The 17104-nt window shown below is 60.5% G+C and carries 23 protein-coding genes; 6 read left to right on the top strand and 17 right to left on the bottom strand.

Annotated features, from left to right (window positions below; all coding sequences use genetic code 11):
• The first annotated feature begins 73 nt into the window (after positions 1-73).
• The 5 genes from STHERM_RS03470 (at position 74) to STHERM_RS03450 (ending at position 4615) form a co-directional block, all read left to right on the top strand.
• Positions 74-1492, top strand: coding sequence for a nicotinate phosphoribosyltransferase (locus STHERM_RS03470; protein WP_013313503.1), 1419 nt, complete (start codon positions 74-76; stop codon positions 1490-1492).
• Complete coding sequence (gene pncA / locus STHERM_RS03465) at positions 1489-2097, top strand: bifunctional nicotinamidase/pyrazinamidase (RefSeq protein ID WP_013313502.1); 609 nt, start codon at positions 1489-1491, stop codon at positions 2095-2097. The genes STHERM_RS03470 and pncA overlap by 4 nt, the downstream gene beginning before the upstream one ends.
• A gap of 28 nt (positions 2098-2125) precedes the next feature.
• Entirely contained in the window at positions 2126-2644 is a 519-nt protein-coding gene (cobU, locus tag STHERM_RS03460; RefSeq protein ID WP_013313501.1) for a bifunctional adenosylcobinamide kinase/adenosylcobinamide-phosphate guanylyltransferase, read from the top strand.
• Between the two features lie 76 nt (positions 2645-2720).
• The gene (gene cobT / locus STHERM_RS03455; RefSeq protein ID WP_013313500.1) at positions 2721-3827 is read left to right on the top strand and encodes a nicotinate-nucleotide--dimethylbenzimidazole phosphoribosyltransferase; all 1107 of its coding nucleotides are present in this window, start codon (positions 2721-2723) and stop codon (positions 3825-3827) included.
• A complete protein-coding gene (locus STHERM_RS03450) occupies positions 3824-4615 on the top strand; it encodes an adenosylcobinamide-GDP ribazoletransferase (RefSeq protein ID WP_013313499.1) in 792 nt (263 codons plus the stop codon). Before cobT ends, STHERM_RS03450 begins: the two co-directional genes overlap by 4 nt.
• 11 nt (positions 4616-4626) lie before the next feature.
• Here the strand turns inward: STHERM_RS03450 and STHERM_RS03445 are convergent, their stop codons facing one another.
• Genes STHERM_RS03445 through STHERM_RS03425 form a run of 5 tightly spaced genes read right to left on the bottom strand, consistent with a single transcriptional unit; the run spans position 4627 to position 10283 of the window.
• Positions 4627-6003, bottom strand: a complete 1377-nt coding sequence (locus STHERM_RS03445) for a VWA domain-containing protein (RefSeq protein WP_013313498.1) — start codon at positions 6001-6003, stop codon at positions 4627-4629.
• A 9-nt stretch (positions 6004-6012) separates the two neighbouring features.
• Positions 6013-6903: an FHA domain-containing protein gene (locus tag STHERM_RS03440; protein ID WP_013313497.1), complete on the bottom strand. Its 891-nt coding sequence runs from the start codon at positions 6901-6903 to the stop codon at positions 6013-6015.
• 1 nt (position 6904) lies between these two features.
• A complete protein-coding gene (locus tag STHERM_RS03435; protein ID WP_013313496.1) occupies positions 6905-8761 on the bottom strand; it encodes a serine/threonine-protein kinase in 1857 nt (618 codons plus the stop codon).
• 11 nt (positions 8762-8772) lie between these two features.
• Positions 8773-9759 carry a metallophosphoesterase gene (locus STHERM_RS03430; RefSeq protein WP_013313495.1) on the bottom strand — a complete coding sequence of 329 codons (987 nt, stop codon included), beginning with the start codon at positions 9757-9759 and terminating at the stop codon, positions 8773-8775.
• Positions 9759-10283 carry a hypothetical protein gene (locus tag STHERM_RS03425; protein ID WP_013313494.1) on the bottom strand — a complete coding sequence of 175 codons (525 nt, stop codon included), beginning with the start codon at positions 10281-10283 and terminating at the stop codon, positions 9759-9761. Before STHERM_RS03425 ends, STHERM_RS03430 begins: the two co-directional genes overlap by 1 nt.
• A gap of 64 nt (positions 10284-10347) precedes the next feature.
• Between STHERM_RS03425 and STHERM_RS03420 the strand changes: the two genes are divergently transcribed.
• Positions 10348-11223 (top strand): HU family DNA-binding protein, encoded by an 876-nt coding sequence (locus STHERM_RS03420; protein ID WP_013313493.1) that lies wholly within the window; start codon positions 10348-10350, stop codon positions 11221-11223.
• Positions 11224-11246: 23 nt separating this feature from the next.
• Here the strand turns inward: STHERM_RS03420 and STHERM_RS03415 are convergent, their stop codons facing one another.
• From STHERM_RS03415 to STHERM_RS03390, 12 genes are all read right to left on the bottom strand, one after another.
• Positions 11247-11591: an FHA domain-containing protein gene (locus STHERM_RS03415; RefSeq protein WP_041623209.1), complete on the bottom strand. Its 345-nt coding sequence runs from the start codon at positions 11589-11591 to the stop codon at positions 11247-11249.
• 72 nt (positions 11592-11663) lie between these two features.
• The gene (locus STHERM_RS03410) at positions 11664-11891 is read right to left on the bottom strand and encodes a hypothetical protein (RefSeq protein WP_013313491.1); all 228 of its coding nucleotides are present in this window, start codon (positions 11889-11891) and stop codon (positions 11664-11666) included.
• 146 nt (positions 11892-12037) lie between these two features.
• Positions 12038-12514: a hypothetical protein gene (locus tag STHERM_RS03405; protein ID WP_013313490.1), complete on the bottom strand. Its 477-nt coding sequence runs from the start codon at positions 12512-12514 to the stop codon at positions 12038-12040.
• A complete protein-coding gene (locus STHERM_RS11705) occupies positions 12498-13067 on the bottom strand; it encodes a DUF6973 domain-containing protein (protein ID WP_148223860.1) in 570 nt (189 codons plus the stop codon). Before STHERM_RS11705 ends, STHERM_RS03405 begins: the two co-directional genes overlap by 17 nt.
• Positions 13068-13328: 261 nt before the next feature.
• The gene (locus tag STHERM_RS03400; RefSeq protein ID WP_013313488.1) at positions 13329-13547 is read right to left on the bottom strand and encodes a hypothetical protein; all 219 of its coding nucleotides are present in this window, start codon (positions 13545-13547) and stop codon (positions 13329-13331) included.
• Between the two features lie 8 nt (positions 13548-13555).
• A complete protein-coding gene (locus STHERM_RS11700; protein ID WP_148223859.1) occupies positions 13556-14137 on the bottom strand; it encodes a hypothetical protein in 582 nt (193 codons plus the stop codon).
• The gene (locus tag STHERM_RS11435; protein WP_013313487.1) at positions 14101-14400 is read right to left on the bottom strand and encodes an RHS repeat-associated core domain-containing protein; all 300 of its coding nucleotides are present in this window, start codon (positions 14398-14400) and stop codon (positions 14101-14103) included. Before STHERM_RS11435 ends, STHERM_RS11700 begins: the two co-directional genes overlap by 37 nt.
• 20 nt (positions 14401-14420) lie before the next feature.
• On the bottom strand, positions 14421-14927 hold the full coding sequence (locus tag STHERM_RS03395; RefSeq protein ID WP_041623205.1) for a hypothetical protein: 507 nt from the start codon (positions 14925-14927) through the stop codon (positions 14421-14423).
• A complete protein-coding gene (locus STHERM_RS11840) occupies positions 14924-15091 on the bottom strand; it encodes a hypothetical protein (RefSeq protein ID WP_158304539.1) in 168 nt (55 codons plus the stop codon). The genes STHERM_RS03395 and STHERM_RS11840 overlap by 4 nt, the downstream gene beginning before the upstream one ends.
• The gene (locus STHERM_RS11695) at positions 15081-15614 is read right to left on the bottom strand and encodes a hypothetical protein (protein ID WP_148223837.1); all 534 of its coding nucleotides are present in this window, start codon (positions 15612-15614) and stop codon (positions 15081-15083) included. Before STHERM_RS11695 ends, STHERM_RS11840 begins: the two co-directional genes overlap by 11 nt.
• A gap of 115 nt (positions 15615-15729) precedes the next feature.
• On the bottom strand, positions 15730-15834 hold the full coding sequence (locus STHERM_RS11430) for an RHS repeat-associated core domain-containing protein (protein ID WP_013313485.1): 105 nt from the start codon (positions 15832-15834) through the stop codon (positions 15730-15732).
• Positions 15835-16022: 188 nt separating this feature from the next.
• Positions 16023-17084 carry a 3-deoxy-7-phosphoheptulonate synthase gene (locus STHERM_RS03390; RefSeq protein WP_013313484.1) on the bottom strand — a complete coding sequence of 354 codons (1062 nt, stop codon included), beginning with the start codon at positions 17082-17084 and terminating at the stop codon, positions 16023-16025.
• Between the last annotated feature and the right edge of the window lie 20 nt (positions 17085-17104).

Genomic DNA, 17104 nt, shown 5'->3' with positions numbered 1-17104 from the left:
CCGGAAGGGGCTGCGTTGTCTTTTTCCCTTTTTCACGATACCTTATAACGAGACGCCCGAAAGGAGGACGCGCGTGGAGCTGCATCCCGCCCTCTTCGTGGACAAGTACGAGCTCACCATGGCCCAGACCTACTTCTTCTCCGGCAGGGCCGAGCTTCCCGCCTGCTTCGACTACTTCTTCCGTACCCTCCCCTACGAAGGGGGGTTCCTGGTCTTCGCCGGGCTCGGAGACCTCCTCGAGCTCATCGAGGAGTTCCGCTTCTCACAGGAGGATCTCGCCTTCCTGGAACGCGACGGGTTCAGGAGCGAGTTCCTCTCGTTCCTCGAGGGGTTCTCGTTCAGGGGGAGTATCTACTCTTTCAGAGAGGGAGAGATCGCCTTTCCCCACGAGCCGATCCTCCGTGTGGAGGGGAGCCTCCTCGAGACCCAGCTCATAGAGACCCTCCTTCTCGCGGTGCTCAACTTCCAGTCCCTCATCGCCACCAAGGCGGCGAGGGTGCGTCTCGCAGCAGGCGAGCGCGTGGTGAGCGACTTCGGACTGCGGCGGGCCCACGGCTGGGGCGGTATCATGGCGAGCAGGGCGGCGGTGATAGGAGGGTGCGACAGCACCTCCAACATGGAGGCGGCCCGGCGCTACGGGATCCCGGCGGTGGGGACCATGGCCCACTCGTTCGTGCAGAGCTACGACAACGAGCTCGAGGCGTTCAGGGAGTACGCGCGGCACAATCCCGACTCGTGCATCCTCCTGGTGGATACCTACGATACCCTGGGAAGCGGGATCCCCCACGCCATCACGGTGGCGAAGGAGCTCGAGGCAGCCGGTCACAGGTTGCGCGGGATCCGGATCGACAGCGGCGACCTCGCCTACCTCTCACGAAAGGCGAGGAGGATGCTCGACGAGGCGGGCCTCACCCACGTGAAGATCGCGGTCTCCAACCAGCTGGACGAGCGGGTGGTGAAGAGCCTCCTCGAGCAGGGCGCTCCCATCGACATCTTCGGCGTGGGCACCAGGATGGTGACCGGTCAGCCGGATGCGGCCCTGGACGGGGTGTACAAACTCTCGATGTGCGCAGGAAGGCCGCGGATGAAGATTTCCAACACCATCGTGAAGACCACGCTCCCGGGCCGCAAGCGCGCGGTGCGCTACGCCAACGGGGACGGGGGGTGGGTGGCCGACGGGATACTGCTCGCGGACGAGGAGGGGACGCACACCATCCACCACCCGTACGAACCGGGCAAGAAGCTGTGCGTGAGGGACTTCGAGACCGAGGAGCTCCACCACCTGGTGATGGAGGAGGGCCGCCGTGTGGGGCCCGCACCCACGGTGCAGGAGATCGCCCGGTACGCGAGGGAGCGGCTCGCCGCGCTCCCCCCCGAGTACAAGCGTTTCGAGTACCCCCACATCTACAAGGTGGGGGTGAGCAGGGCCTTGCGACACCTGCGGGATGAGATCATGGCGCCCTACATCTCGCGTGAGGAGGAGGATGTATGAGAGCGCTCATCGTCGTGGACGTCCAGAACGATTTCGTCCCGGGAGGGGCCCTTCCGGTGCCGGAAGGCGATGCCGTCATCCCGGTGATCAACCGCCTCATGGGCCGGTTCGACGTGGTGGTGGCCACCCAGGACTGGCACCCTGCCACACACAAGAGCTTCGCATCGAATCATCCGGGGAGGAGGCCCTACGAGGTGATCACCCTCGAGGGACTCGAGCAGGTGCTCTGGCCCGATCACTGCGTGCAGGGATCCCCGGGCGCGGAGTTCGCACCCGGGCTCGACCTCCGTCCCGTGGAGGCGATCGTCCGCAAGGGGACGGATCCCGGGATCGACAGCTATAGCGGGTTCTACGACAACGGCCGGAAGCGGACCACGGGGCTCGCCGGGTACCTGCGGGAGCGGGGGGTGAGGGAGGTGTACGTGACGGGGCTCGCCGGCGAGTACTGCGTCTTCTACACGGCCATGGATGCGGCCGCCGAGGGATTCGCCACCTTCGTGGTGGAGGACGCTACGAGGCCCCTCGATCAGGAGGACTTCGAAAAGGCGGTGGTCCGCATGAGGGAACAGGGGATCACCATCCTACGGTCGGGGAACGTACGCTGAGGGGGGTCCACGGAGGGAGGGGGGCAGGATGGGAAGGGTGATCCTCATCACTGGAGGGGCGCGAAGCGGAAAGAGTGCCTACGCCCTCGAGCTGGCCCCCCCTTCGGGAAGGCGGGTCTTCATCGCAACGGCGGAGCCCGTGGACGAGGAGATGCGTGCACGCATCGCGCGGCATCGAAAGGACCGTGGTTCCGGGTGGGAGACGGTGGAGGAGGCGCTGGACCCCGCCGGGGTCCTGGGCCGCCAGCGAGACGGGGTGGTGGTGATGGATTGCATCGCGGTGTGGGTCTCCAATCTCCTGGTGAAGGGGGTCGAGCCGGAAGGTCGTATCGAGGCCTTCCACAGGGAGGTGGAATCCTGGAGGGGGCGTACGGATGAGGGGTCTCGCCTCGTCCTCGTGACGAACGAGGTGGGTATGGGGCTGGTCCCCCCTACCCCTCTCGGAAGGCGGTTTCGTGATCTGCTCGGTTCAGTGAATCGGGAACTCGCCGCTCGAGCGGACGAGGTGGTGCTCATGGTGACGGGCATCCCTGTCCGGATAAAGTGAGGAGATGGGTGCCCGGCCCCGAGGGTTCGGGAGGGCTTTTACAGATCGTGAGTTCCGACGAGGAGGAGGTGCGGTGATGTACGGGCCACGGGAGCGTGAAGCGGGGCTGCGGGGGAAGGGATCTCCGGGGATCCTCGAGGAGGTGATCGCCCGGATCAGGAGTCCGGAGGGGCACTGGTTCCGCACGGCCCGAGCGCGACTCGACAACCTCACCAAACCGCCCGGGAGCCTGGGGCGGCTCGAGGAGTGTGCGGCAAGGGTGGTGGCCATCAGGGGTGAGGAGATGCCCGATATAGGACGGAAAGCGGTCTTCGTGTTCGCGGGGGATCACGGTGTGGCGGAGGAAGGGGTGTCGGGCTACCCGAGGGAGGTGACGGTCCAGATGGTCTCCACCTTTCTTTCGGGGAGGGCTGCGGTGAATGTGCTGGCGAAGCAGGTTGGGGCGGATGTGGTGGTGGTGGACGTGGGGGTGGCGGAGGATCTGCCTCCGACGGAGGGGTTGGTCCGGGAGAAGGTGGTCTACGGGACGCGCAACTTCCTGCAGGAACCGGCGATGACCGAGGAGGAGGCGAGACGATCCATGGAGGTGGGGGTGCGGTGCACGGAGGAGTATGTGGCCAGGGGGTACAGGCTCTTGGCGGTGGGGGAGATGGGGATAGGGAACAGCACGGCGGCAAGCGCGGTGGCGGCGGCCTTGCTGGGGAGGAGGGCGGAGGAGGTGGTAGGGCCGGGCACAGGGGTGAGGGGCGATCGGCTCGCGAAGAAGGTGCGGGTGGTGGAGGAGGGGGTGAGGCGGCACGGGCTCGAGGGGCGGGGGGCGATGGAGGTGTTGGCAGCGGTGGGCGGGGCCGAGATAGGGGCGATCGCCGGGGCGGTGCTGGGAGCGGCGGCACACAGGGTGCCGGTGGTGCTGGACGGGCTCATCAGCACGGCCGGCGCGTTGGTGGCGTGGCGGCTGTGCCCCACGGTGAGGGACTACCTGTTCGCCGGCCACGTCTCGCCCGAGCCGGGGCACCGCGTGATGCTCGAGGCGATGGGGCTCAGCCCGCTCCTGGACCTGGGGATGCGGTTGGGGGAGGGGACGGGTGCGGTGCTGGGGATGGGGGTGGTGGAGGCGGGGGTGCGCGTCTACCAGCAGATGCGCACCTTCGAGGAGGCAGGGGTGGCGAGGGGGAAGGGATGAGGGGACTGCTGGTGGCGATGGGGCTGGTGTGGAGGGTGGGGGTGGGGGTGGGGGTGAAGGCCGAGGAGGAACTGAGGGGGGCGGTGGGATGGATGGGGGTGGTGGGGCTCATGGAGGGAGCGATGCTCCTCGCCCTCGCCCGGCTCTGTACGCTCTTCTTTCCTCCCTTCCTCTCCTCCGCCCTCATCCTCACCTTCATCACCGCCCTCGGCGGAGGCTTCCACCAGGATGGCCTTTCCGATACCTTCGATGGCCTTGCAGTGAGACCTCATCCCGATCCCGAGGAAGACCGACACCTCCGGCTCGCCGCCATGAAAGACCCTCACCCCGGGACCGCGGGCAACCTCTCCCTCATCCTCACCACCGTACTCGCCCTCGCAGCCCTCACCTCCCTCCTCCCCTCCCCCCTCTCCGCTCCAGCACTCCTCGGCGCCCCGATCGCAGCCCGCTGGGCCACGGTGCTCGCCATGTGGCGGACCACCCCGGCCCGGCCCTCTGGCCTTGGTTCGATCTTCGTGGGACGAATCCCTCTCTCCGACCTCTTCCTCTCCGGCCTTCCCCTCTCCGTTCCGGGACTCCTCCTCGTTCTCGAACGAGGCTGGCCTTCCCTCCTCGCCCTCGGTGCCGGCCTCTTCGGCCTGGGACTCGTCGTCCGTCTCCTCTGCTCGCTCTTCACCCGCCGAATCGGAGGCCTCACTGGTGACACCCTGGGCGCGGTACATCAGATTTCGTTCGTCATCACCCTCCTCGCATGTGCGGCGGCGACAGGCCCAACCCCCCTCCCGTGAGGTGATCGCCGCTAGCCCCTCTTGCCCTTCTCCTCGTCGGGTGCATCGAAGACCACGACCGTGCCCGAGATATTGATCACATCCCCCGGTTCGAGCTTCTTGCTCGTCACCGGCTGATTGTTCACCGTGAGCTCTGCGTCGCCCTGGATGGTGTACTGGCCCCGATCCGGATCGTAGTAGATGGTGGCCGCCTGCGGCCTGAGCGAGGGGTTCCCTGTGATGGTGATGTCGGCCGTGGCATCGCCACCTATCACGGTCTTGGTCCCTGCGAGGGCGAACATGCGTGTGCCCATGCCGGGGGCACCGAAGAGGAGCTGGAGTCCCGCCTGAGTCGTCTCCTTCTCCAGCTTGAAGAGGAGGAAGAAGGCCCACACACCGATCGCGAGGAGCATGAGGACCAGGGCGTACCACGGCACACCGGTGGATGCGCTGCCCAGGACCGTGCCGGCGTAGTAGTACTGTTCGTCGGAGGTGCCGGAACCCTTCAGGGCTATGCGCACGTACCTCCGTTCACCCGGGAACATCGCCGCATAGTAGGCGACCGCATATTCCTGGAGCACCTGCTCCTGGATCGCGGTGTACACCGAGGCCAGCTCGAGGGCATTGCGCGCATCGAAGACCCTTCCCCCGGTCTCGGAGGCGAGATCCCCTATGAGCCTGTCCTTCTCGGTACCGAAGTGGATCACGTAGCAGGTGATGCCGTAGCGGTGGGCGAGATCGATCGCGGTCCCGGGAGTGGAGGGACTCTCTGAAGGATCCACCGGAAAGTTCTCACCATCCGAAAGCACCACGAGCACCCGCCGTCTCCCCTCCTCCCCGAAGTCGGTGAGGGCCTCTTCCATCGAGCGGTAGAGCTCGGTGTAGGCCTGCTCGCGGGAGGGACGCTCGATCGCATCGAGCTTCTCGAGCACCAGGGAGGGATCGCCGACGATCGGTTGGATCACCCGATAGGTGCGGTTGAACACCGCGAGTCCCACCCTGTCCCGCCCGGAGAGGAGCGGAAGGAACTCACGGATCGCCCGCTTTGCATGAGTGATCCGCATCCGGTCCGGATCTTCCGTGGGCGTGCCGTCGAGAGCGTCCCACATGCTCCCCGAGGCGTCGAGCACGAGGAGGAACGAGATCCCTTCCTCGCGGTTCACGCCCCGCCGCACCGAGCGCACGGGCAGGAGGCGCCACGAGGCGCCGTCGGGAGATTCCCGTGCTTCGATGTCGGCGGCGGTGAGCACCTTCCCCCCTGGGAGATTGTCCACATAGAAGTAGGCCCTCACCGTCTGGGTGAACAGGAGCGACGAGGTGTCCACCTGGGTGATGGTGAGCGTCTGAGAGGAGAGCGCCCCTCCCAGCCACATGACGGCCACCAACATGAACGCATAGCGTACCTTCATACCCCCCTCCTACACGAATATGCCGTAGATGAGCTTGGCCTTGCCAAAGGCGATGACATCCTCCCTCCGGAGCTGGGCCTCCTCCACCGTCCGGTCGTTCACCCTGAGGGATGCATCCCCCTCCCTTCGGACCACCACCTTTCCCTTACGCATCATGATCCAGGCGTGCACCGGTCGCACTTCTCCATACCCCTTGAGCACGATGTCACACTTCGGATCGGCCCCGATGCTCATCTTCGTCTTGACGAGGTGGTATTCCTTGTTCTTGAGCGGCCCTGTGAGGACCTTGAGCGCCCCCCACGAGAACCGGTTCTCGAAGAAGGCATAGAAGAAACTCAAGAGAAGTCCGAAGAGCACGAGCCCTCCGAGAAGCGCCCAGGGACTTCCGGGAAAGGAGAGCTTGAAGGCCTGGAGGGCACTTCCCCCCACGAGGCCTCCGACAAGCCCGCCTGCGATCCCCACCCCGAGCTTGCGCAGGGATCGGGACCTGAACCCCTCGGTGAGGGCCACCAGAAGGCCTATGAACCCCCAGCCGAGCCCGCTCGCGAACATGAGTCCCGCCTCCCGGCCCCGTTCCCACCCCGAGAGCACACCTTCGGCCACCACGAAGAGCACCTGCTGGCCGACGAGGATCCCCAGCGCGCCGCTCGCAAGGCCGAAGATCGCACCCCAAAGCAGCCCAAGGAGCCCCTTTCGGCGCGAGGAGACCACGATCCCCTCGAAGGAACCGAAGACCGCACCGAAGACGAGGCCGAAGAGCATCCCTTCGAGCAGTGAGAACACGAGATAGCTCGAAAAGACCGTCTGCAGGCTCTCCACGAGGAGCAGGAGGGGCCACACCACGATCCCCCCCACCACCCCCAGAAGCATCATCACGAGACGTTTCATCATGAGCGACATACTACTCCTCCTTCATGAGCATGAGTCCACCCTCCCCTTCACGCACCGAGAGCCGCACCTCTCCCTCGGGGGGAAGGAGGAAGACCAAACGGGCCTCCTCCCCCCCCTTGCGCACCGTGGCCTCATATCGACCGGAGGGGAGATCCCAGACACCTTCCCCTCCGCGGTAGACAGAGAGATCCACCCACCCGAGATCCTGTCCCCCTGCACGTACCCGCTCCTTCCCGTCGAGAAGGAACGTGACGCCCTCGGGCGCCGAGAGCACGAGCCTCCCCGGTTTCGGCACCAAGGCGGCGGAGAGGATAAGCTCGTCCTGCCCCGGGCGTATGAGGAGGGAGAAGACCTCGGGGTAGTACCCCTCTGCCTCTGCCCGGAAGCGCCACACGCGTCCGGTCACCAGTCTCCCTGCCTCCACCTCATCGATCGACACCCAGCGACCGTCGAGGAGCACGAGGAACCGCACCCCTTCCAGGATCCTCGTGCCGCTGAGGGCGTCACGGGCTACGCCCTCCACCCTGAGCGGACGGACGGCCACCTCGCCCACATCCACGAGAAGAGGCGGAAGCCCACCCTCGGAGAGAGGAAGGATCTCCCAGGAATACCAGTACACCCTGTTTTCCACCATGAGTTTGAGACGATAGGCACCGGGCGCCACGTACAGGGGGCGGGACGAGAAGACCAGGGTTTCCCCCTCCTCCCCTACGAACTCGAAGCGCAACGGTGGATACGGCGCAGGTGGGATCTCGTTCCGGTCGTTGATGAAGAGCACCCCCTTGACGAAAAGCTCCTCCGGCTCCTTCACCCCGGCCGGCACCCGCACCTCCACGTCAAGGCGCCCGTACCGTGAGGCGAGTACCGTCTCCTGGATGAAACCGGTCCGCCATCCCGCGTACCCCGCACCACCCAAGAGGAGCACACCGAATGCGAGAAGCGCCGCCACGAGCCCTCCCCGCCTCCGTTGCCTGAACTCGGGCTCGGGGATCGCAGGCTGGAGCACCATGGCCGAGAGCGTATGCCTGAGCTCGGCCTCATCGAAGCGCGAGAGGTAGCGCTCCACCATCCGGATGATCTGGGCCACATCCTGGAACCGCCTCCGGGGATTGGGATTGATGGTCCTGCGGATGATCCTGCTCACCGTGCGGGGCACATCGGGATTGAGCTTCTTCACCGGGAGGTAGCGCCCCTTCTGGATCATCATGATGGTCTCGGGAGCGAAATTGCCGGGAAACGGACGCTTACCCGTCACCATCTCATAGAGCATCACGCCGAGGGCGTAGATGTCGGCCCGTTTGTCCACGTGTTTCGCATCCTTGAACTGCTCGGGTGGCATGTAGGAAGGCGTGCCGAGGGTCATTCCCTCTCGGGTGAGATCCTCCTCCTCGTCGCTCTCCACGGCGGCGATGCCGAAGTCGGTGAGTTTGACCTCACCTTCCTTGGATATGAGGATGTTGGCCGGTTTGATGTCCCTGTGCACGATACCTCGGTCGTGCGCATACTTGAGGGCATAGCACACCTCGCGGAGGACATAGAGGGCGAGGGGCGCAGGGAGGTAGCGCCGCTGCTTGACGAGCACATCCACGGCCATCCCGTCCACGAACTCCATCACGATGTAGTGGGAACGTCCCTCCGTGAAATAGTCGTACATGTGGACGATCCTGGGGTCCTTGCAGTCGAGGAGGATCTTCGCCTCACGTTTGAAGCGTTCGATGACCTCCTTCCGCCCCTTGAGGGCAAGCTTCTTTATCACCACGTGGCGCTTGAGCACGGGGTGGAGGGCCTTGTACACCGCACCCATGCCGCCCCGTGCGAGGAGCGAGATCACCTTGTAGTTGCCTATCTCCTTGGGCTGTTCCGCCACCACACCCTCCTTCAGTGGATGTCGATGAGATCAGTTCCTGGATCAAAGGGCCTCTGGGGCATCACCACCGCCACCCCCCAGCGCGAAGGATTGTGTACCTGGATGTACCGCCCTCCCGCCCGCTCCATGTAAGCACCGGAGACCGGGCGGTGCCCTCCGAAATACACAGCATCGGGCACGTCCGGAAGGTAGTGCGCGAGCATCCCCTCCACGCTCCCCTCGTCCGCGGCCTCGTTGTCCGTCCAGGTGAGGCCGTAGATCACCTCGGGATAGAGCCGCATGTTGATCACCACCTCCTCGTCGTACACCTCGGCAGGCTCGGCGTGGGAGGCGAGGAAACGCCCTCCTACCGCGAGGAGAGGCAACGCCTTCTCGAACCTCGCATACGTGTGGAGGAAGTCCTCGCCGTAAAACCGGAGCACGTACTCCCTCACCATCTCGCCCTCGAAGGCGTACTTCCTGAAAGGATGGTTCCCTTCCCCTTCCTCGTTGAGGATGTTCTCATGGTTTCCCTTCAGAAAGTGGAAGCAACGGGGAGCGGCGAGCTTACAACGCATCACCATCTCCATGAGCGCGAAACTCTCCTTCATCTCCTCGTCCATGGCCCTCCGCACCCTGAAGGCGGTGGCGTACTCGTCGAAGGCCTGCTTCCACCGCTCCCTCCCCCTCCGCTCCGAGTGGAACCCATCGCCCAGGCAGAGCACCTGTATGCGCCCCTCCTCGAGCATCTCCCCCACCCGTCCGGCCCCCAACAGCCGGGCGTGCATGAGGGCGTGGAAGAAGTCGTACCTCGCGTGCAGGTCGGGCACGATCACGGTGGGGAGCTCGGGATCGAGGTACACGAGCCCCCCACTCCGGCCCTGTACGTCCCGCGGTCGGTACACAGGGGGCTCACCCTCCAACAGAGAGAGGCTCTCCTCCACCAGCGCGAGGTAGGCATCCCGTTCGGGAAGGCCGTCCCTGGCCCGTATCTGGTCCAGCACGTCAAGGAGCGGCATCAGTCGATCACGGTCTTATTGATCTCTGCAAAATCCTCGCTGAGCTCCTGGATCACCTGGGTGAGCAGTTCGTCCTCCTCCTCGGCCGGTTTCTCCTCGGAGAACACCGCGATCTTGTAGACCGGAGAACTCTGCTGGATAGGCCCCCGGGAGAACTTCACCACTGCATCGGTCTCCACATCCTCGGCGAGATCGGAGTCCTCCTTCACGGCGCTGTCGGGCACATCGGTGCGCAGGCCGATGGATGTGTACTCCACCCTCCGCTTACCATCCTTGAGCGGCCCTATGGAAAGGAGCGACCCCGAGTAGGTGAGCACGAGCAGCCCGCGAGGATCGTCCTTCCCGAAGAACGAGACCTCTTCGAACCGATGTTCCTGGAGCGCCTCCTGAAAGGCCTTCTCCTTCTCGACCCAGGCCTTCGCGAGCTTCTCGTAGGTCTCATCCTCTAGAGGAAGACCCGTGGTCTTGGCCATCTGTTTGATGTGTTCCTGAATCACCGGCGCAAGTGAATTAAAGACTTCCATACGAACCTCCTTCCATTGTATACTATAGCGTATTCTATCACACTTTTCTTGAAAAGGGGGTACCATGAATGCATTCGACCGTCTCCCTTATGAAATACAGCGTCAGATAGAGATGCTGCTTCAAGAGGGAAATCCCGAGGAACGGGACGAACTGAAAGAGCGGTACGCGCTCGCGTGGGAAAAGAAGTTCCAGCTCTTCACGAGCCAGACACAGAGCCTCGGCATGCAGATGCTCGGCCGCGTGGAGGCGGACGATCCGAGAGGCCTCATCATCCTCACCTATTCAGGCTCGCTCATCAGCCTGGGGCCGGTCCGCGAAGATCGGAGGTGGCTCGAGTACGCCTCCATCAAGTTCCGTTCCGACGTGCCGGAGAGCATCCGCGCCGAAGACGTACGCCTCGCAGCCCCTGTGGAAGAGGGGAAGACCGCCTCTTTCGAGGGATCGGCCCTCAAGCAGAGCTCAGCGGTCTACAAGATAGCGGTCTGTGATCCCTCGCTCGCCCCTGCAGAGCAGGAGCGAAGGGTGAGGGAAGCGACCATCTACCTCACCAACGGGTTCGTGAAGATCAACAGGTCCACCATGCCCGCAACGCCCACTGAGATCGACCACTTCACCCTCCGCACCATCACCTCGTACCTCTCCCGCCGGCACGACCTTCCCCGGAAGGTGGTGAAGGAACTCCTCGCCGACTACCTCACCCTCGTGGAGGCCGGTGTGCTCATGGGCGAGCGGGTACGCCTCGGCACCCTCGGCTCCTTCAGCCTCACCGTACGCCCCCCACGCAAGGCACGGGTCATGCGGCATCCTGCCACGGGTGGAGAGATCCTCGTGCCCGCACGGCCTGCACTCGCGGTTCCCCGCTTCAAGCCCTCACGCTCCTTCAAGGAAAAGGCCGCCTCGGTGGACATCTCCCCTCTCAACCCCGAGGAAGAATCCTAGAGGAAGGTGCCCGAAGGTACGTGTCACATCACGATGAGATTCGTCTTGCCGATGGTCACCACGTCCCCCGGTGCGAGCTTCAAGTACTTGTCAGGGGGAATGCGGACCCCATTGAGATAGGTGCCGTTCGTACTGTTGAGATCCTTGAGGAAGTACTCGTTCTTGACTTTCTGTATGAAGGCGTGATACCTGCTCGCGAGCTTGTTGTCGATCACCACATCGTTGTCCGAGGCGCGGCCTATCGTGATCTTGGTCACGATCGGGAGCCGTTTGTTGCCGAAGATGAGGCAGTAGTTCTTCTCGCGCTTCTGGATGGACCCCAGCCGCTTGCCCACCGGGCTGGAACCGATGATGGTATCATCCCCCATACTGAGTACCAGTATACTGCAGTTTAGAGCATCGCACAAGGAGCATCCTTGCCCGCATACCGGTACCGCACCTTAAGGACGTCCCGCCCACTCGTCGTGCGCCCACCGCCACTCCACCCACAGCTCCCCGTACGCCAGGTACACCCACTTCCCCACCACGTTCCCTCCCCCGTCCGTCAGCACGCTCACGCTCCCCACCAGGTCGCTGTGCACCCACCGCGCACTCTCCGCCTCCGTATCTCCATCACCCCCTTCCACGCTCCCAAGCTTCTCTTCAGTCGTCCATGTCCGCTTCTTCATGTGCCTCCTCCTCTCCTTATTCCAGTCTTACCTCTACCATCTCTCCGTGTCCACTCTTACGGGACGCAGTATACTTGACTAAACACTATGGCCTGGTCCTGTGTATCTCGCCGTGTTCTCCTAATCTTTAGGTTCCCAATGCACCTCTATATTGAACAAGGGGTGATGATAATCTTAAGTGTTCCTTCTATAGCTTCTCTAAATTCAAGTAAAACTGTCAGCTCATTAGAATAGAAATCTATCTGGGAGCTCTTTATATTTACTCGTCCTGGGACAATCTCCTTTTGCCATACCACTTTTCCACTCCCACTATAAGAAAGTATCACTTCAACTTTTCCGCCTTTTAGTCTTCCTTCACATAGTACATCAACAGCATAAATTCCCGCATCTCCAAAAACAATATCGTATGTAAATGGGATCTCTTTCCTTTTGAAATTGATATTCACAGAAATTCCATTCTTGTCTTCTTCTGCTAGTTCAATAACCACATCCTCATCCTTCAAACCATTTACCTGTTTGAAGCTATATTCTATCCTTTTTACATTATTATTCGAGCACCCAATTATCATAATGCTGACCGTGACAACTACTAATCGAAAAAACAACTTACTCACATGATTCATCTCCTCCTCCTCCTGATTGCTCTAGGTGTTTTTCTACCGCTCTCTTTTGCTCCTCTGTCATGCTGACTTCTCCCTGCCACTCAGAAGAGGAACTCCACTCATCCAAACGCGGATCGTCAGGGGTAAGGACCACCACTCCCGCGTTCACCGCCGCTTCCCATAAAGATTCCTCACTCACTCCAGGGAAGAGCGCGGCAAGTTGTCTCCCTACGCTGTTATTCCATAAATCCATGAGAGACCTACGAGAACCTCCAAAACCTTCAGCTGAATACTTCTCATGATTATCCGCTATAGTTTTTGCCTTTTCCACACCAAACACTTCAACATTTTTCACATTCCATGTAAAATGTCTATAAGCATCTGCTTCATTGTCTACAGGAGGTCCTAGACGCCTTTCATGGGCATATTTTTGAGCTGCTTCTAGCCGTTCATCAACAATGGCTCGTGCCCGCAAAATCCCTATAGGACCTAACAATTTCAGTGCTTCTCGCTGCTCTTCGTTAATTCCTAAAATATCATATAGATATGATTGCTCCCTCCCATCCGGATCCACGTACCGTAATGGGTTGTAGCTGCAGTACCCGTACCATATGGCCGCCTCGGCAAGGCTGTACCCACTCCGGGGAGCCCCGTCCTCCATGGGGGAGACGAGCCGCGTCCCCTCAGGATCAGGACTTAAGGTGCAGGCCCACCTCGGCCCGGTAGTACCGCGCGCCAAAGTAGTACAGCCCGCTCTCCTTGCCCCACTCATCCCTCAGCCTTTATTCTATTCTTTCCCCATATCCACTCTTATGAAGCGCAGCATAGACATACGCTACTCCTTTTCTCCTGGCTTCTTGAAATCAGTCCAAGGAAATCCTCCAATGTTGTTATCAAAATACAGATATGTATCTTCCACAATCTTTTTAATTACATATTTTCTACCTGGAATTAACCCCATCAACTCAAATATCTGCTGATACCACCCTTTCGTTCTCTCTGAAGGAACAAAAATCACTTCATCTCCTACACTAAATGGACACTTGCTTCCCATATTTTCTCCTATTCCAGAGGAATTGGGAATGGCCCTCTAATGCATCCGGCTGGAGCTCCCTCTGGTAATATATATTCTACCCCTCCTCCCGTCCGAGGAGGAACTTCTGTGGGCTCCACAGGATGAGGTCCTATAACAGGATATCCTTCTGGTAATACTACTTCATAATAACAATTAGGAGGTTCTTCATGGGGCAACGCTAATAATTGTTGAGCTTGCTTTCCTGTCATGGGCGGCCCTTCTGCCGTAGTCACATATGTTCCAGGCCACAACCCTGATAAAATACTTTCTGCATATTCTATTCTACTATAATGTCTAAAAATTATCAAACGCCCTTGGGAAGAAAGAGATATGCTTTCTACTAGTGTGTTCTTTATTTCAGCCTCCTCCCTTATCCCTTCTGCCATGAGTGCGGCGCCACCAAGCACTAATGTTCCTGCAGCTCCAAACGATGCAGGATCGTTCCATGTTCCCCATCCTCCCGTAACCGCATCCTCTACCACCGTTCCCACAGCAACAACAGCCCCACCTACCATCATCCCAAAACCAGTTGCTATCTTCGCCCAATCCGCCCTCCCATCCGGATCCACGTACCGTAAGGGGTTGTAGCTGCAGTACCCGTACCATATGGTCGCCTCGGCAAGGCTGTACCCACTCCGGGGAGCGCCGTCCTCCATGGGGAGACGAGCCGCACTCCCTCCGGATCAGGGCTCAGCCACAGGCCCACCTCGGCCCGGTAGTACCGCGCGCCAAAGTAGTACAGCCCGCTCTCTTCGTCCCACTCCTTGCCCGCATACCGGTACCGCACCTCGGGCCGTCCCGCCCACTCGTCGTGCGCCCACCGCCACTCCACCCACAGACCATCCTCTCCTCTTATCTCCCGCTCTCATCCTCCTCTGCCTCCCCTCCTTCATACTCACGTAGTATTTCTTCCACCAGCTCTCTCAGCTCATCATCACTCAAGGGTCGATATTCCAACTGCTTTATTTTTTTTCTTTCCTTGAATACACAGATTCTTTCAAACTTCTCCTTCCCTTTCACCCCACACTGGGGACACAGTTTTTTATACCGGTGGGCATACTCACATCCTAATGAGAGGGCAGTTAACTTCCTATATATCTTATCAATAATATCATCAAATCTATCGCTCCTCGTTTGCTCATCCAAGGATTTAGTGTCTAAAAACCTTTTAACGAGGTCGGCTATTTTGTTATAGATTTTATCTTCATAAGCATTATAGTAACGTAACTCTCCCGTCTTTATACACTTTACTACTCGGTCAAAGGTCATATCCACATCATCCCACTCTTCTTTGAACACATGTCCACAGTTGGTGCACTTTAATACATACGTCTCAAAAGGCATTTCCTTTTCACTCATTCAAGTCCTCCTATGTAGTAGACTCCTTCAAACCGTAGAATACTGGGATCCTTTACTGCGTAGCACACCCCTCCAGGATTCTTCTCACTCCAGTATTTTATCGCCGCCGCACCTCCAGGTAAACTCTTTTCCTTAAGCAGTGCAGGAACATGCTTATGCTTCATTCCGTCTACATACCCATATTGTGCGGCTACTGCTGGATCTGTCAGATCCCAGTATCCTTCTCTTATCCATACTAAACTTTACCACAAACTCTGCTGAGAATTTTGTCTCAGCCAGAGCAGTACCTGGATCTTCGGCTACATAGAACGCCAGTCCAAATCTTGCTTCCGGGTCACCATGGTTTTCATAGTCTATAGCTGCTGCTCCTCTTCTGGTGAGTTCTTCTACAAAGGCCCTTGCACTCGTTGCGTGATACACATAGTCACGCCCTGATGATTCCGCCAATGCATCCGGTATCGCTATCGAGGAAGCTCTTGAGTCCTCCCTTATCCCTTCTGCCATGAGTGCGGCGCCACCAAGCACTAATGTTCCTGCAGCTCCAAACGATGCAGGATCGTTCCATGTTCCCCATCCTCCCGTAACCGCATCCTCTACCACCGTTCCCACAGCAACAACAGCCCCACCTACCATCATCCCAAAACCAGTTGCTATCTTCGCCCAATCCGCCCTCCCATCCGGATCCACGTACCGTAAGGGGTTGTAGCTGCAGTACCCGTACCATATGGTCGCCTCGGCAAGGCTGTACCCACTCCGGGGAGCGCCGTCCTCCATGGGGGAGACGAGCCGCGTCCCCTCAGGATCAGGACTTAAGGTGCAGGCCCACCTCGGCCCGGTAGTACCGCGCGCCAAAGTAGTACAGCCCGCTCTCTTCGTCCCACTCCTTGCCCGCATACCGGTACCGCACCTCGGGCCGTCCCGCCCACTCGTCGTGCGCCCACCACTCCTTTCCTTACAATGGTCCACTCAGTACCACTCCCTCTCTTCCTTACACAGGGGCACCTCCCTCACCTTCCTTTCCCTCATGAGCTCCATCTTAGACCTACCACGCCTTCACTCCCCCCCTCCGCCCCTCCCTCCATCACCTCCACATGCTCACCCTCCCAGGCGGTGGTAGGCCTCCAGGATGAGCTCCTCGGTCTTCTCCCACCCTATGCACTCGTCGGTAATCGAGACACCGTACTTAAGCTGCGAGAGGTCTTCGGGGATCTTCTGGCACCCCTCGTGGATATTGCTCTCCAGCATAAACCCGATGAGCGAGGTGCGTCCGGAGAGGCGCTGGTCGAGAAAGGCCCTGAAGACCCGCTCCTGCCGCACGAACCGCTTGCCCGAATTGGCGTGACTGCAATCTATCATGATGGCCGGGCCGAAGCCTTCCTCCCGCATGCGGGCCTCGGCCTCTTCCACGAACTCCTCGTAGTAGTTGGGACCCTGTCTTCCTCCTCGAAGGATGATGTGCCCGTGTGGATTGCCCGTGGTGCGGACGATGCAGGTGCGCCCCTCCTGGTCGATGCCCAGGAAGCTGTGGGGGTGCCTGCTCGCCTTGAGGGCATTGATGGCGTTGTCGATGCTGCCGTCCGTACTGTTCTTGAACCCCACCGGCATGGAGAGCCCGCTCGCCATGTCGCGGTGGGTCTGCGACTCGGTGGTGCGCGCCCCGATGGAGGCCCAGGAGATGAGGTCGGCGATGTACTGGGGCACGATGGAATCGAGGAGCTCGGAGCCCGCAGGGAGCCCCATTTCGTTGATCTCGAGAAGGAGCCTCCTCGCCTCCCTGAGGCCGTAGGCGATGTCGCCCGAGCCATCGAGGTGGGGATCGAAGATGAACCCACGCCACCCTACCGAGGTACGCGGTTTCTCGAAGTAGACCCGCATCACGAGGAAGAGCCTGTCCTTGACCTTCTCGCGGAGCGCAGCGAGCCGCCGTGCGTAGTCCAGGGCCGCCACGGGGTCGTGGATGGAACAGGGTCCAACCAGGCCTATGGGACGGGGATCCTGCGTGGTGAGGATGTTCACAATGGTCTTCCTCGCCTCCACCACCGTGGTGAGGGCCTTCTCTGTGAGGGGAAGGGCCTCCTTGAGCTCCCTGGGCGAGATGAGGGGCTCAAAGGCATGGATGTGAAGGTTTTCAGCCTGCTGTGAGATGCGGGTCACCATGTCGTTCCTCCTCCCCTGAT

It is taken from the genome of Spirochaeta thermophila DSM 6192, from assembly GCF_000147075.1.
Lineage (GTDB): Bacteria > Spirochaetota > Spirochaetia > Winmispirales > Winmispiraceae > Winmispira > Winmispira thermophila_A.
The sequence above is the reverse complement of the archived record's forward strand: the minus strand, read 5'-3'. Positions and strand labels throughout refer to the sequence as shown.